Origin of the sequence: Blastopirellula marina, from assembly GCF_002967715.1 — a bacterium.
Taxonomy (GTDB): Bacteria; Planctomycetota; Planctomycetia; order Pirellulales; family Pirellulaceae; genus Bremerella; species Bremerella marina_B.
In genome coordinates this window covers 1-564 of record NZ_PUIA01000020.1, presented here as the reverse complement: position 1 = coordinate 564, position 564 = coordinate 1, and the positions used below count along the sequence as shown (strand labels likewise).

The 564-nt window shown below is 59.4% G+C and carries 1 protein-coding gene; it reads left to right on the top strand.

Features of this window, described 5'->3' with window-relative positions; translation table 11 throughout:
- A partial coding sequence (locus C5Y96_RS08115) for a sigma-54-dependent transcriptional regulator (RefSeq protein WP_146115568.1) occupies positions 1–564 on the top strand: 564 nt, incomplete at both ends.

The following is a 564-nucleotide window of genomic DNA, read 5'->3' as shown; positions in this document are numbered from 1 at the left end:
ATCTATCAACATGGCCAACGGGCCGACCGCCCGTTCCACAAGATCTCGTGCACCGACTTCACCGCCCAGTGGCTTGAGAGCGAACTGCTGGGGCACGAGCCTTGCGCGATGCCGGGCCTGATGACCCAGCGGATCGGCAAGTTCGAGCAATGTTCCGGCGGCACGATCTTGCTCGAAGAGATCGCCGCAATTCCGCAAGCGTTGCAAAGCAAACTGCTCCGCTACCTTGCTGAAAAACGCTTTGAACGTCTTGGCGGCGAGGAAACGTTGCGCAGCGACGTCACTCTCTTCTTCACGACCAGCTACGACGCCGAAGAGCTGGTCGCCGAAGGGCGATTGCGTCCGGACCTCTACTATCTACTCAGTGGCTTTTTAATCAAGCTTCCGCCGCTACGTGAGCGTGCAGACGACCTGCGGCTGCTGGTCGATCACTTTGTCAGTCAGTTCAGCCGTGTCGAGCGGATCTCGAACATGGGGGCGGTTCGCACGTCGGACGATGCGCTCCGCCTGCTTGCCGATTACAGCTGGCCTGGCAATGTCTCGGAACTGCGGAGCGTATTGAGA